The sequence below is a fragment of the Brevundimonas sp. 'scallop' genome, assembly GCF_011045535.1.
Lineage (GTDB): Bacteria > Pseudomonadota > Alphaproteobacteria > Caulobacterales > Caulobacteraceae > Brevundimonas > Brevundimonas vesicularis.
The window spans coordinates 2,718,243-2,732,572 of record NZ_CP039382.1; the positions used below are offsets into that span (position 1 = coordinate 2,718,243).

The 14,330-nt window shown below is 67.5% G+C and carries 13 protein-coding genes and 1 other RNA gene; 9 read left to right on the forward strand and 5 right to left on the reverse strand.

The genetic code is table 11. The annotated features are described in order from the left end of the window. Window positions 1–89 precede the first annotated feature (89 nt). The 4 genes from purL (at window position 90) to E4341_RS13600 (ending at window position 5,889) form a co-directional block, all read left to right on the forward strand. The gene (purL, locus tag E4341_RS13585) at window positions 90–2,318 is read left to right on the forward strand and encodes a phosphoribosylformylglycinamidine synthase subunit PurL (protein WP_165117985.1); all 2,229 of its coding nucleotides are present in this window, start codon (window positions 90–92) and stop codon (window positions 2,316–2,318) included. Further along, window positions 2,315–2,764, forward strand: coding sequence for a DUF305 domain-containing protein (locus E4341_RS13590; RefSeq protein WP_066549998.1), 450 nt, complete (start codon window positions 2,315–2,317; stop codon window positions 2,762–2,764). Before purL ends, E4341_RS13590 begins: the two co-directional genes overlap by 4 nt. Window positions 2,765–3,322: 558 nt before the next feature. After that, window positions 3,323–4,726: a cytochrome P450 gene (locus E4341_RS13595; RefSeq protein WP_165117987.1), complete on the forward strand. Its 1,404-nt coding sequence runs from the start codon at window positions 3,323–3,325 to the stop codon at window positions 4,724–4,726. A 71-nt stretch (window positions 4,727–4,797) separates the two neighbouring features. Then, window positions 4,798–5,889: a glycosyltransferase family 4 protein gene (locus E4341_RS13600; protein WP_240893571.1), complete on the forward strand. Its 1,092-nt coding sequence runs from the start codon at window positions 4,798–4,800 to the stop codon at window positions 5,887–5,889. Here E4341_RS13600 and E4341_RS13605 read toward each other — a convergent pair. The 5 genes from E4341_RS13605 to E4341_RS13625 all read right to left on the reverse strand — a co-directional run bounded on the left by E4341_RS13605 (window position 5,868) and on the right by E4341_RS13625 (window position 8,139). Further along, on the reverse strand, window positions 5,868–6,689 hold the full coding sequence (locus E4341_RS13605; RefSeq protein ID WP_045809851.1) for a TIGR00282 family metallophosphoesterase: 822 nt from the start codon (window positions 6,687–6,689) through the stop codon (window positions 5,868–5,870). The genes E4341_RS13600 and E4341_RS13605 overlap by 22 nt on opposite strands. 10 nt (window positions 6,690–6,699) lie before the next feature. Beyond that, window positions 6,700–7,248: a 5-formyltetrahydrofolate cyclo-ligase gene (locus E4341_RS13610; RefSeq protein ID WP_165117989.1), complete on the reverse strand. Its 549-nt coding sequence runs from the start codon at window positions 7,246–7,248 to the stop codon at window positions 6,700–6,702. 80 nt (window positions 7,249–7,328) lie between these two features. Further along, window positions 7,329–7,489: non-coding RNA, 6S RNA (gene ssrS, locus E4341_RS13615), on the reverse strand. Window positions 7,490–7,552: 63 nt separating this feature from the next. After that, a complete protein-coding gene (locus E4341_RS13620) occupies window positions 7,553–7,876 on the reverse strand; it encodes a cell division protein ZapA (RefSeq protein WP_165117991.1) in 324 nt (107 codons plus the stop codon). After that, complete coding sequence (locus E4341_RS13625; protein WP_165117993.1) at window positions 7,876–8,139, reverse strand: hypothetical protein; 264 nt, start codon at window positions 8,137–8,139, stop codon at window positions 7,876–7,878. Before E4341_RS13625 ends, E4341_RS13620 begins: the two co-directional genes overlap by 1 nt. 136 nt (window positions 8,140–8,275) lie before the next feature. On the opposite strand from E4341_RS13625, the gene tkt reads away from it, so the two are divergent. From tkt to E4341_RS13650, 5 genes are all read left to right on the forward strand, one after another. Continuing rightward, window positions 8,276–10,225: a transketolase gene (gene tkt / locus E4341_RS13630; RefSeq protein WP_240893677.1), complete on the forward strand. Its 1,950-nt coding sequence runs from the start codon at window positions 8,276–8,278 to the stop codon at window positions 10,223–10,225. 61 nt (window positions 10,226–10,286) lie between these two features. Further along, a complete protein-coding gene (locus tag E4341_RS13635; RefSeq protein WP_165117997.1) occupies window positions 10,287–10,679 on the forward strand; it encodes a VOC family protein in 393 nt (130 codons plus the stop codon). A 5-nt stretch (window positions 10,680–10,684) separates the two neighbouring features. Next, window positions 10,685–11,881: a formate-dependent phosphoribosylglycinamide formyltransferase gene (gene purT, locus E4341_RS13640; RefSeq protein ID WP_165117999.1), complete on the forward strand. Its 1,197-nt coding sequence runs from the start codon at window positions 10,685–10,687 to the stop codon at window positions 11,879–11,881. Between the two features lie 137 nt (window positions 11,882–12,018). Further along, window positions 12,019–14,106: a carbon starvation CstA family protein gene (locus E4341_RS13645; protein WP_165118001.1), complete on the forward strand. Its 2,088-nt coding sequence runs from the start codon at window positions 12,019–12,021 to the stop codon at window positions 14,104–14,106. Further along, complete coding sequence (locus E4341_RS13650; RefSeq protein WP_231576559.1) at window positions 14,099–14,329, forward strand: YbdD/YjiX family protein; 231 nt, start codon at window positions 14,099–14,101, stop codon at window positions 14,327–14,329. Before E4341_RS13645 ends, E4341_RS13650 begins: the two co-directional genes overlap by 8 nt. Window position 14,330: the final 1 nt, after the last annotated feature.

Genomic DNA, 14,330 nt, shown 5'->3' on the forward strand with positions numbered 1-14,330 from the left:
CGGGATCAACCACCTGCGATGGACGATGTTCCCCGATGTTGCGCCGCGCGGGCTGACATTCGGCCCATCTGCGGCTAGAAGCGCCGTCCATGAGCGCTCCTGAAAAGACCCCCCAGAAGTCGATGGCTGAACTGGCCGCCGAATACGGCCTGGCCCCCAATGAATATCAGGTCGTCCTCGACCGGCTCGGGCGCGAGCCCAACCATGTCGAGTTGGGCGTCTTCTCGGTCATGTGGTCCGAGCACTGCTCCTACAAATCGTCCAAGATCCACCTGGGCAAGTTTCCCACGACCGGCGAGCGCGTCATCTGCGGGCCGGGCGAGAACGCCGGGGTGATCGACATCGACGACGGCGACGCCTGCATCTTCAAGATGGAGAGCCACAACCACCCGTCCTACATCGAACCATACCAGGGTGCGGCGACGGGCGTGGGCGGCATCATGCGCGACGTCTTCACCATGGGCGCGCGCCCGGTGGCCCTGCTGAACGCCCTGCGTTTCGGCGATCCCAGCCACGAGAAGACCAAGCGCTTGGTCAAGGGCGTCGTCTCCGGCATCGGCGGCTATGGCAACTGCGTCGGCGTGCCGACAGTCGCGGGCGAGACCAACTTCCACAAAGGTTACAACGGCAACATCCTGGTCAACGCCATGTGCGTCGGCCTGGCGCGCGCCGACGAGATCTACTATTCGGCCGCGCCTGAGGCGGGCCATGACGTGGTCTATTTCGGCTCCAAGACCGGCCGTGACGGCATCCACGGCGCCACCATGTCCTCGACCGAGTTCGACGACGAGTCGGAAGCCAAACGCCCCACGGTCCAGGTCGGCGACCCCTTCGCCGAAAAGCTGCTGATCGAGGCCACGCTGGAGCTGATGGCGTCCGGCGCCGTCGCCGCCATTCAGGACATGGGCGCGGCGGGCTTGACCTCCTCCTCCGTCGAAATGGCGGGCAAGGGCGGCGTCGGCATCGAACTGAACCTCGATAAGGTGCCCCAGCGCGAAACCGGCATGACGGCCTATGAGATGATGCTGTCGGAAAGCCAGGAGCGGATGCTGGCGGTGCTGAAGCCCGGCTATGAAGACGTCGGCTATCGCATCTTCCAGAAGTGGGGTTTGGATTTCGCCATCATCGGCAAGACCACCGACACCGGCCATCTGGTGTTGAAGCATCACGGCGAAACCGTCTGCGACGTGCCCCTGGCGCCCCTGTTCGACGACGCGCCCCTGTATGACCGCCCGTGGGTCCAACCGAAGCTTCAGCCCAGGCTGAATCACGCCGACATTCCCGCCCCCGAAAACTGGGCCGATGCGGTGATGAAGGTCGTCGCCTGCCCCGACATGGCCTCCAAGCGCTGGATCTGGGAACAGTACGACCGCCACGTCATGGCCGACACGCTTCAGGACTCCTCGACCGGCGCCGACGCCGGCGTGGTTCGCGTGCATGGCACGGACAAGGGTCTGGCCGTCACCTCGGACTGCACCCCCCGCTATGTCCAGAACGACCCCTATGAGGGCGGCAAACAGGCGGTGGCCGAGGCCTGGCGCAACCTGACCGCCGTGGGCAGCCGCCCCATCGCCATCACCGACAACCTGAACTTCGGCAATCCGCAGCGCCCCGAGATCATGGGCCAGATCGTGCGCGCCATCGACGGCATGGCCGAGGCGTGCCGCGAACTGGTGTTCCCGGTCGTGAGCGGAAACGTATCGCTCTATAACGAGACCAACGGCGTCGCCATTCCGCCGACCCCGACCGTGGGCGCCGTCGGCCTGCTGCCCAACTATGACGTGGTGACCGGCTTCTCGACCATGGCCGAGGGCGATGCGCTGGTCCTGATCGGCCAGACCCAGGGTGAACTGGGCGCCTCCATCTATCTGCGCGAGGTCCTGGGCCGCGAGGACGGCGCACCGCCGCCCGTCGATCTGAAGCTCGAAAAGAAGACCGGCGATTTCGTGCGCGACCGGATCGAGGCGGGCGAGCTGACCGTGGTTCACGACCTCTCGGACGGCGGCCTGATCGGCGCCGCCGCCGATCTCGTGCTGGCCTCCGACGTCGGCGTGACCCTGGACGCCTCCAGCGCGGCCCACGCCCACATCTTCCTCTTCGCCGAGGATCAGGCCCGTTACCTGGTCGCCGTCCCCGACGCCGACGCCATCATCGCCAAGGCGCGCGAGGCGGGTCTGCACGCTTCGGTTGTCGGCCATGCGGGTGGCGCCGCCTTCGCCTCCAAGGGCGACAAGGGCGAACTGTTCAGCATCCCTATCGCCCACCTGCGCGAATGGCACGAAGGCTGGATGCCGGGTTGGCTGGGCGACGCCGTATGATCCGCGTCCTGACGCCGCTCGCCCTGCTCGGCCTGCTGAGCGCCTGCGATGGCGGCGGCGATCCGGTGCAGCAGGCGCTTCGGGATACCTCCGCCGCCAACCAGGCTGCGGCGGCGCGCACGACGGAACAGATGGAAGCCGCGGGTCATGCCGGTCACGACATGGGCGGCTCTACCCCCGAAGCCACGTCTGGAGATCGGGCCTTCGCCGCCTCCGAGGCCGAGATGCACCGCAAGATGGCCGCCGCCTCGGGTCAGACGATCGATCAGGCCTATGTCGCCAAGATGATCGCCCACCACGAAGGCGCCGTCGCCATGGCCAAGGTCGCCCTGCGCGACAGCCGCGACCCCGAAATCCGCCGCATGGCCCAGAGCGTCGTCGACACGCAGACGCGCGAGATCGCCGAGATGAAGGCCTGGGCGCCGACCGCCCCTCCGGCGAACTGAGATTGGCCAAGGGACCCTATCGCGGCGGCGGAAAGCCAGCGGCGCCCACCCGCACCAAGGCTCCGTCGACTGGGCGCCCGTCGTCCAAGCCTTCGCAGATCACCAGAGACGAGCTGAGGCATTTCGCCTTTCGTGATCGCTCCAAAGAGGCATTTCTGGACGAGCTCGACCCCCTGCTCCGCGCCTGTTTCAAAAGCGGCTTCACCCGGCCTAACGAGGTCGCCGGCCTGCTGAACAAGGCGGGAAAGAGCACCGCCTGCGGCCAGCCGTGGACGCCTCACCTGGTCTGGGGTCTTCAACGCTTCCTTTTCGAAAGGCGCGAAAAGAAGAGAGCGGCTCAAGCCGCGGCCCCCGCAGCGACGATTTCAAAACCCGCCGTGTCCAGCCAGCGCGCGAAAGATCTGGCTGCTGAAGATATGACGCGCTTGCTCGCCGCGATCGGCAGGGCGCGCCCGTCGCGTTGACTTCGCATTGATCCCGCATGAACGCAGGAGCCGGATGGCGCGTTTCAGAAGCGATGCGCCTGGCTGAACCGGCGACTTGAACAGGGAGCGTCTGATGGACGCGACGACCGCCGACACCATTTTCCGCCCTGCCATACCGCCCCGGCGCGCGGGCAAACCACTGTCGCTGCTGCCCTTCCTGTGGATCAGCTGGCGCGATCCGATCCAGATGTGGTCCGAGCGGCATTTCACCGAGCCGCAACTGCATGGATCTTCGGCCTTTGGCGAAATCCTGGTTGTCAGCCATCCCGAGGGCGTGCGGCATGTCCTGACCGAGAACGCCGCCAACTATGTGAAGGGCGATCTGCAACGGCGTGTGCTGGGGCCGATGCTGGCCGAGGGCCTGCTGCTGACCGAGGGCGAGGTCTGGCGTCGCGCCCGGCGTATCCTCGCGCCCCTGTTCACCCCCGCCAAGATGGCGACGCTGAACGCCCGGATGGCCGAGGTCTGTCACACGCGCGTGGCCGCCTGGTCGCTGTCGGCGCGCGGGCGGGTGCTGGATATCGACAGCGAAATGTCGGGCCTGACCTTCGACATCCTGTCCGCGACCATGTTCTCGGACGAGCTGGGCGGTGAGGCGCGCGGTTTCGAGCGGGCGTTGAACCAGTTCTTGGCCAACGGCGCGCGCATCGATCCGCTGGACGTGCTGGGCGCGCCGGACTGGGCGCCGCGCTTGGGCCGGCTGGCCAGTTTCCGCTCGGCCCGCTTCTTCGAGCAGCGCGTCACGAAGCTGGTCGAGGCCCGACGCGCCCGGATCGAGCGTGGCGTCGAAACGGGCGATGCGCCGCCGGCCGATCTGCTCAGCGCGCTTCTGCTGGCGCGGGATGAGAACGGCGGTCCGGGTCTGACCGACGAAGAGGTCGCGGCCAACATTCTGACCTTCATCCTGGCGGGGCACGAGACGACGGCCCGCGCCCTGGGCTGGACTCTGCATCTGCTGTCGCGCCAGCCGGAGTATTTGGCGCGGCTCCAGGCCGAGGCCGACGCCTTCGACGTCTCCGATCCCAAATGGGCCGAGGCCCTGCCCTGGACCCGGGCCGTGCTGGAGGAGACGATGCGCCTGTTTCCGCCCGCCCCGACCATGGCCCGCAAGGCCCTGGCCGACGACGAGATCGGCGGACAGACGATCAAGGCCGGCGCCACCGTCATCATCTCGCCGTGGATCCTCCAGCGTCACCAGCTGTTGTGGGACGACCCAGACGCCTTCAAGCCCGAGCGGTTCCTGCCTGAGAACCGCAAGGCCATTGATCGCTACGCCTACATCCCATTCAGCGCCGGACCTCGCGTCTGCATCGGTGCCGCCTTCGCTCTGCAGGAGGCGATGATCGCCTTGGCCGCCATCCTGCGCATCGCCGATGTCGAGGCCCTGACCACCGTCGAACCCCGCCCGGTCCACCAGATCACCCTGCGCAGCCGCGAACCCATGCGACTGCGGCTGAGGGCGCGGCGCAGAGTCTGACCAAGCGACGCCGTCGCCGTTCCGCCACGAACCGTCTGTAGGTCGCGCCGTCCTTCCATCGGAACTCGCCCTTGCGCACCGCTGTCCTGCTCCCTCCGGGATGCCCGTTTTCCGAAGCCCAACCAAACTCGATGGAGACGGTCGTGCGGACGATGGTGGGCGTCGATCGGGGCGGCGAGACGCGCATCTTCTGCTGCAGCGGCGCCGACGACGGCCGGACGCCGGGTGTGGACGCCCTGCCGGCGGGGCGTAGCCGCATGCCGACACTTATCGAACGGCTGCGCGCCTTTCGACCTGATGTGATCGAACATCATCAGCAGGTGAAACAGGCGCTGGCCGTGCAGCAGGCCCTGCCCGAGACGCCCCACCTTCTCTATCGCCACAACGCCCTGCGCCCGCCGCGCCACCCCATCGACCGATGGCGTTATCGGGCGCGTTATGAGCGGCTAGACGGCCTGGTCTTCGTGAGCGTAGCGGAGCGCGACGCCTTCGTGCGCACCTTCCCCGATCTGCACGACCGGGCGTTCGCGGTGCCCAACCCCATCGAGGCCGGCGCCTGGCTGGCCTCGCCCGAGGATCGAGAGCCGGTGATCGCTTTCGCCGGGCGCGCCATGCCGGAAAAGGGCGTCGATGTGCTGTGCGCCGCCCTGCCCTGCGTTCTGGACGCCCATCCCGACTGGCGCGCCGTGCTGATGCTGAACGACTGGGACGATCATGCGCGCTGGGCGGCCCGGCATGTCGCCCCGCTGGAAAAGTATGGCGACCGGGTCGAGGTGCTGAAGTCCGCGCCTTTGGGCGAGGTGCGGCGACGGATGCAGACGGCCGCCATCGCCCTGACGCCATCCGTCTGGGACGAGCCGTTCGGCCTCACGGCGATCGAGGCCCATGCGGCAGGCGCGGCCCTGGTCTCGTCCGGCCGCGGCGGCCTGCGCGAAGCCAGCGGGCCGCACGCCCTCTATGTCGATGCAGTGACGCCGAAGACATTGGCGGCGGCGATTGACCGGCTGATCTCGTCACCCGAGGAACGATTGGCGCTGGCGCGATCCGCCCAAGCCTATGTGCTGGCGACCCATCCGCCCGAGCGTCGTGCGGCCGAGCTGATGGCCGTCCGCCAGACGGTGATCGACCGTCGCCGGGCGCATCAGACGACCGGGATCGCCTGAGACAACCGTCCGCCGACCCGGATCGGCTCGACCCGCACGGCGAGGCCTGTCCTGTCGTCTGTCTCGACGAACACCCCGCATACCGTCGCGGGGCCGGAAGCCGGCATGTAGCGACCGCCCGAAATCCGGGTGGTGAAACGGCGGAGCGGCTCTTCCTTCTCGTTGCCGATCACGCTGTCATAGTCGCAGCAGCCGCCGGCGTCGGTCTGATAGGCCGTGCCGCCGGGCAGGATCTGGCAGTCGGCGGTGGGCACATGGGTGTGGGTGCCGACCACCAGCGACGCGCGGCCGTCGCAGAAATGGCCCATGGCCATCTTCTCGGACGTGACCTCGGCATGCATGTCCACGATCACGGCGTCGGCCACCGCGCCTAGCGGCGCGGCCGCCAGCTCGCGCTCCACCGCGCCGAACGGATCGTCCATCGGGTCCATATGCACCCGGCCCAGCACGTTCATTACCAGGACCGTGCGGCCCGAATGGGTCTCGAACAGATTGGCGCCGGCGCCCGGCGCATCCATAAGACGCGGATAGTTGGCCGGCCGGATCAGGCGCGGCTCGCGCACGATATAGGTCAGGGCCTCGCGTTGGTCCCAGCTGTGGTTGCCCAGCGTCAGGCAGTCGGCGCCCGCCATGAACAGCTCGCGCGCCGTGTTCTCGGTGATGCCGAAGCCGCCCGCAGCGTTCTCCGCATTCACGACCACGAAGTCGAGTTTCAGGTCCCGCTTCAGGCCCGGAAGATGATCGCTGATCCCGTCACGGCCAGACTTGCCGATGACGTCGCCGAAAAATGCCAGTCTCATGCAAAAAGTCTCATGCGAAAGCCGTATAGCCGGTCTCGGTCAGAACGCCATGCAGTCGAATGTCGTGCGGCTCCAACGCCAGCCGCTCGACCCTTTGGCCGGCATAGGCGAAACCGATGCGGATGGCGTCGGGTCGGGCGGCGAACGTCCGGTCGTAATAGCCCCCGCCTTGCCCCAGGCGGCCGCCCTGATCGTCAAAGGCCAGCAGCGGCGTCAGGATCAGGTCCGGCATGACGACCTCGGCCAGCGGCAGCGGCGCGGGGCATCCGGCGGAATCCATCTCCAGCGGCTCGCCGGGCGACCAGGCGCGGAACTCCATCGGCGCGTCGCGCTCTACGACGACCGGCAGGCACAGCCGGCGGCCCGCCGCCTCCAGCGCCGCGGCGAGGGCGTCAGTGGCCAGCTCCGACCCCATGGCGCGATACAGCGCGACGATCTGAGCGGCAGGAAGCGCATCGGCATGGTCCGCCGCCCGGCTGGCGGCCAGCGGGTCGACCTCGGCCAGACGCTTGCGCAAGGCGCGGGCAGCCGATCGAAGTTCGTGCTTGTTCTGGATCATCGAACCGCCCCTGCGAACGCGTGCTCATACAGAGAGCCGCCGCACGGCGAGCGATAGCACACTCGCAAAGGGAGGAAGGTGGCGGCGCCGCACGAACCGTGAAGAACGTTTAAATCCTCTCGACCTGGGTAGCCAGGTGGGCTCCGTATGCCCAAGCCCTCGAGCCCGGACAGGGACAGATCCCTATGAGTGAATTAAGGTCAGAAGGATATGTTGTCTTCGACGTGAGCCGCAGCAAGACCCGCCGTTTATCAAGATAGGCCTTCGCCGGCCCCGACGCCAGCATCCGCAGCGGAATAATCGCCTAGAGGTGTTGGGCGATCTTTTCGATCCGCGCGGCGACAGCGTTCAGCGCCTCGGCGACCCCGTCCGTCGAGGCCGGAGCCGGGGCTGTCGCTGAAGAAGGCCCCGCCTTGCCGGCGTTCAGCCGCGCCTCATGCAGTTCGTCGGCCAGGATCAGCGCGGACATCAGAAACAGCCGCAGATCGCCGACATGGCCCACGTCGCCTGCGACCTGGCGCACCTGATTGTCGAACTGTTTGGCCAGGATGCGGACCCGCTCTTCCTGCCCGTCGGCGCAGCCCACCGCATAGGGGCGACCGTTGACCTCGACCGTCACCGTCGCCATCAGCCGGCCTCGCTTTCGGCCAAGGCCTCGCGCACGGCCTGGGCGGCGCGGCCCAGCGCCTCGGACGCCTCGCGCCCGGCGGCCTCCAATTCGGCCACGCGCTGAGCATCGGCCCCCTTTTCAGAAGACCGGGGCGCGAACAGATCGTCGTCCGCGATCGCGGGCGCCGAGGCGGGCCGCGCCTTCAGCTCCAGAATCTTGCGTTCCAGTTCGGCCAGGGCGCGGTCGATACGCGCCCGTGCGGCCGTGGTGGCGTCTGCCATCGGTCGCTCCTTTAGATTCCGTATAGAAGCCGAGGACGCGCCGGGGTAAAGGGGCGCGCCCCCTTTTTCCGCCTTCCCAACAGAGGTCTCCACAGTGACCGACGCCAAAACCGCACCAAAGGCCACGCCCGAGCAGATGGCGAACGCCATTCGCGTCCTCGCCATGGACGGCGTCGAGAAGGCCAAGTCCGGCCACCCCGGCATGCCGATGGGCATGGCCGACGTGGCCACGGTGCTGTTTTCCCGGTTCCTGAAGTTCGACGCCTCGCGCCCCGACTGGGCCGACCGCGACCGCTTCATCCTGTCGGCCGGCCACGGCTCGATGCTGATCTACGCCCTGCTGCACCTGACCGGCTACAAGGGCGCGACGAAGGAAGAACTGTCCAACTTCCGCCAGTGGGGCTCCAAGACCGCGGGCCACCCGGAGTATGGCCATATGCCGGGCGTCGAGGTCACCACGGGCCCGCTGGGTCAGGGTCTGGCGACCTCGGTCGGGTTCGCCATGGCCGAGCGCCATCTGGCGGCGAAGTATGGCGATGATCTGGTCGATCACCGCACCTGGGTCATCGCCGGCGACGGCTGCCTGATGGAAGGCGTGTCGCAGGAAGCCATCGCGCTTGCCGGCCGCTACAAGCTGAACAAGCTGCACGTCCTGTGGGACGACAACGAGATCACCATCGACGGCAAGGTCTCGCTGTCGGATGCGACCGACCAGAAGGCCCGCTTCAAGGCCGCCGGTTGGGCGGTCAAGGCCATCGACGGCCACGACATGAACGCCATCAAGGGCGCGATGAAGTGGGCCATGCGTCAGGACAAGCCCACCCTGATCGCCTGCAAGACCAAGATCGGCAGGGGCGCCGCCACGATGGAAGGCAGCCACAAGACCCACGGCGCGGCCCTGGGCGCCGCCGAGATCGCCGCCACGCGCCTCGGCCTGGCCTGGGATCACGATCCCTTCGAAATGCCCCAGACCATCGCCGACGCCTGGAAAAAGGTCGGCCGTCGCGGCGCCAAGGACCGCAAGAAGTGGGAGGCCCGCCTCGCCGCCTCGGCCCAGGCCGCCGACTTCACCCGCGCCATGAAGGGCGACGTGCCCGAGGCCGCCTTCGACGCCCTGAACGCCAAGATCGCCGAACTGGTCGAGACCCAGCCGGCCCAGGCGACGCGCCAGTCGTCGGGCGCGGCGCTCGACGAACTGTTCGCCGCCATCCCCGAACTGGTCGGCGGCTCGGCCGACCTGACCGGCTCGAACAACACCTTCGTCAAGGGCACGCCGATCCTGGATGCGCCGACCTACGAAGGTCGCTACGTCAACTGGGGCATCCGCGAGTTCGGCATGGCCGCCGCCATGAACGGCCTGGCCCTGCACGGCGGGATCATTCCCTACGGCGGCACCTTCATGGTGTTTTCGGACTACAGCCGCCCGGCCATCCGCGTGGGCGCCCTGATGGGCGTGCGCGCCATCCACGTCCTGACGCACGATTCGATCGGCCTGGGCGAAGACGGCCCGACGCACCAACCGGTCGAACATCTGGCTGCGCTGCGCGCCATTCCGAACCTGCTGGTCTTCCGCCCCGCCGACACCATCGAGGCCATGGAATGCTGGCAGATCGCCCTGCAGACCAAGACCGCGCCCTCGGCCCTGGCCCTGTCGCGCCAGAAGACCCCGGCCGTCCGCACCGTCGCCGCGACCGAAAACCTGTCCGCCAAGGGCGCCTATGAGATCAAGGCCGCCAATGGCGAGACTAAGGTCACCCTGTTCGGCACCGGCACGGAACTGGCCCTGGCGCTGAAGGCCGCCGAAACCCTGGAGGCCGAGGGCGTAGCGACCCGCGTCGTCTCCGTCCCCTCGTTCGAACTGTTCGAACAGCAGGACGCCGCCTACCAGGCCTCGGTCATCGGCCGCGGCACGATCCGCGTCGCCGTGGAAGCCGCGATCAAGCAAGGCTGGGAACGCTTCATCGGCGAAGACGGCGCCTTCGTCGGCATGACCGGCTTCGGCGCCTCGGCCCCGGCCGAGGTTCTGTACGAGAAGTTCGGCATCACCTCGGACGCCATCGTCGCGGCGGTCAAGGCCCGGCTTTAAAACTCGGATCACTCCCCCGTGCGCGACGCTTCACGGGGGAGAATTTTTGAAAGCAGAAGCCATGAGCCGCATCGGCGCGATCAGCCTGCTGGTCCACGACTATGACGCGGCCATCGCCTTCTATGTCGGCAAGCTGGGTTTCGATCTCAGCGAGGATACCGACATGGGCGGCGGCAAACGCTGGGTGCGCGTCACCCCCAAAGGCGGCGAGACCAGCCTGCTGCTGGCGCGCGCCACGACCGACGCCCAAAAGGCCCAGGTCGGAAACCAGGCCGGCGGCCGGGTCTGGCTGTTTCTGGAGACCGACGACCTGATGCGCGACCACGCCGCCTGGCTTGCCGCGGGCGTCCACTTCCGCGAAACCCCGCGACATGAGACCTATGGCAAGGTGGTGGTCTTCGAAGACCTCTACGGCAACGCCTGGGACCTGATCGAACCCGCTACCGGAGCCTGACGCCCATGAAACTCGGCACCCCGCTTTCCGACACAGCCGTGCGCGTCATGCTGCTGGGCTCGGGCGAACTGGGCAAGGAAGTCGCTATCGAGCTTCAGCGGCTCGGTGTAGAGGTCATCGCCGTCGATCGCTATCCCAACGCGCCGGCCATGCAGGTCGCGCACCGCAGCCACGTCATCCCCATGACCGACGCCCAGGTGCTGAACGGCGTCATCCTGGCCGAAGCCCCACACTTCATCGTGCCCGAGATCGAGGCCATCGCCACCGAGGTCCTGGCCGATATCGAGGCCGCCGGCATGGCGACGGTCGTCCCGACAGCTCGCGCCGTGCAACTGACGATGAACCGCGAGGGCATCCGCAAACTGGCCGCCGAAGAGCTGGGCCTGCCTACCAGCCCCTACGCCTTCGCCGGCTCGGCCGAGGAACTAGCCGCCGGCGCCGAGGCCGTCGGCTATCCCAACTTCGTCAAGCCGGTCATGTCCTCGTCGGGCAAAGGCCAGTCCTTCGTCGAAGGCGCCGATGAAATCGCCGACGCCTGGACCTACGCCCAAGACAGCGGCCGCGTCGCCAGCGGCCGCGTCATCGTCGAGGGACGCATCGACTTCGACTTCGAGATCACGCTGCTAACCGTCCGCTCGCGCGACGCCGACGGCTCGACCCGCACCGATTTCTGCGCGCCCATCGGCCACCGCCAGGTCAAGGGCGACTACGTCGAAAGCTGGCAGCCGCAGGCCATGACGCCCGCTGCGCTGGCCGCCTCCCAGGACATCGCCGCCAAGGTTACTGCGGCCTTGGGCGGTTACGGCGTCTTCGGCGTCGAACTGTTCGTCAGGGGCGACCAGGTCTGGTTCTCCGAGGTTTCGCCCCGTCCGCACGACACCGGCCTGGTCACCCTGGCTAGCCAGACGATGAGTGAGTTTGCGCTGCACGCCCGCGCCATCCTGGGTCTGCCCATCGACGTGAACCAGCGTGAACCCGCCGCCAGCGCCGTCATCTATGGCGGCATGGACGCGCAAGGGATCGCCTTCGAGGGCGTCGCGGAGGCCCTGTCAGTCCCGACCGCCGATCTGCGTCTGTTCGGAAAGCCCGAGGCCTTCGAGCGTCGCCGCATGGGCGTAGCCACCGCCCGCGGCGCCGACGTCGAACAGGCCCGCGAACGCGCGCGTGAAGCCGCAGGCTGTGTGAAGGTGGTTCGGGGCTGACCTTCGCCACCTCCCCGCTCCGCAGGGAGGAGACGTCTGATCCCTCATTTCTACGACTTTAGTCGATTGGCCTTGTCCCGCATTGTGGTGCAAACCAAGGGCGAGGGTCGCAGTCAGCCGGCCGGGAGGGATCTGTCGTGGGCAAACTCAGCACACCCATAATCTTCGGCGCCATCGCCATCCTGGGGGCGGTGTCCCTCGGCATCATCGCCCTGCATCAGGGCGAAAGCATCAGCGCGGTCTGGATGGTGGTCGCCGCCGTCTGCACCTATGCGATCGCCTATCGGTTCTACAGCCGCTACTTGGCCAACAAGGTCATGCAGCTGAACCCCGCGCGCCTGACCCCGGCCATGCGCCGCAACGACGGGCTGGACTATGTGCCGACGCCCAAGAACGTCTTGTTCGGCCACCACTTCGCCGCCATCGCCGGCGCAGGCCCGCTGGTCGGGCCGGTGCTGGCCGCCCAGATGGGCTATCTGCCGGGCGTCCTGTGGATTCTGGTCGGCGCCGTGCTGGCCGGGGCGGTGCAGGACATGATGGTCCTGTTCATGTCCACGCGTCGCGACGGCAAGTCGCTGGGCGACATGATCCGCACCGAAATGGGCAACATCCCCGGCATCATCGCCCAGGTCGGCGTCCTGATGATCATGGTCATCATCCTGGCGGTTCTGGCCCTGGTCGTGGTCAAGGCCTTGGCCGAAAGCCCGTGGGGCACCTTCACCGTCGCCGCCACCATCCCCATCGCCATCTTCATGGGCCTATACACCCGCTTCCTGCGGCCGGGCCGCGTGGGCGAGGTTTCGGTGATCGGCGTCGTCCTGCTGATCCTGGCCATCATCGGCGGCGGCCATATCTCGGCCGATCCGTTCTGGGGTCCGGCCTTCACCCTGACCGGCCCGACTCTGGCGATCCTGATGATGGTCTATGGCTTCATCGCCTCGGTCATTCCGGTGTGGCTGCTCCTGGCGCCGCGCGACTATCTGTCGACCTTCCTGAAGATCGGCGCGATCGTGGCCCTGGCCGTCGGCATCCTGATCGTGCGCCCGCACCTGCAGATGCCGGCCATCACCCCCTTCATCGACGGCACCGGCCCGGTCTTCGCCGGCGCTCTATTCCCCTTCCTGTTCATCACCATCGCCTGCGGCGCGGTGTCGGGCTTCCACGCTTTGATCTCGTCGGGCACCACGCCCAAGCTGCTGGAGAACGAGGCCCAGATCCCGATGATCGGCTACGGCGCCATGCTGTGCGAAAGCTTCGTCGCCGTCATGGCCCTGATCGCCGCCACGGTTCTGGATCCGGCCGTCTATTTCGCCATGAACAGCCCGGTCGCCGTCATCGGCAACGATGCGGTCTCAGCCGCCGCCGCCGTGGCCCAGTGGGGCTTCCACATCACGCCCGGAGAGCTTGAACAGCTGGCGCGCGACGTGGGCGAACATTCGATCCTGTCGCGCGCAGGCGGCGCCCCGACCCTGGCGGTCGGCATGGCGCACATCCTGTCCGGCGTGATCGGCGGCAAGGCCATGATGGCCTTCTGGTATCACTTCGCCATCCTGTTCGAGGCCCTGTTCATCCTGACCACGGTCGACGCCGGCACACGCGTCTGCCGCTTCATGATCCAGGACCTGCTGGGCGTCGCCGTGCCCAAGATGCGCGAGACCAAGTCGTGGGGCGCCAACGTCGTCGCCACGGCCCTGACGGTCGGTCTGTGGGGCTATTTCCTCTACACCGGCGTGGTCGATCCGCCGGGCGGCATCAATAGCCTGTGGCCCCTGTTCGGCATCGCCAACCAGATGCTGGCCGCCGTCGCCCTGATCCTGGGCACCGTCGTCCTGTTCAAGATGAAGCGCGAGAAGTTCGCCTGGGTCATGGTCGTTCCCGCGACCTGGCTGCTGATCTGCACACTGACGGCGGGCTTCCAGAAGCTGTTCCACCCGGACGTCCGCATCGGCTTCCTGTCCCACGCCCGCAAATATCAGGAGGCGCTGGGCGCCGGCGAACTGATCGCCCCGGCCAAGAGCATCGGCGACATGCACCGCATCGTCGTCAACGACTACGTCAACTCGACCCTGACGGCGGGCTTCCTGTTCGTGGTCGTCACCATGGTCGTCTATGGCGTCCTGGCGTGCCGCAAGGCCTATGCGAACAACCGCCCGACGGTGCGCGAGTATCCGGAAAGCCACCAACTGACAGCGGCTGACGAGGCGGCGGATGCGGCCCGTGCCTGACGTTCAGGATGACCTGCTGTGCCTGTGCCGCGACACCGCCCTGCGGTGGGGTCGCGGCGTCAGGCGCACGGCCGGCGCCATGATCGGTCAGCCGGATTATCAGGCCTATGTCGATCACGCGGCGGCGACCCATCCCGACCAGCCGCCGCTGGACAAGACCGCCTTCTTCCGCCTGCACGAACAGCGCCGCTTCGGCGGCGCCGGCGGGTTCAAATGCTGCTAAA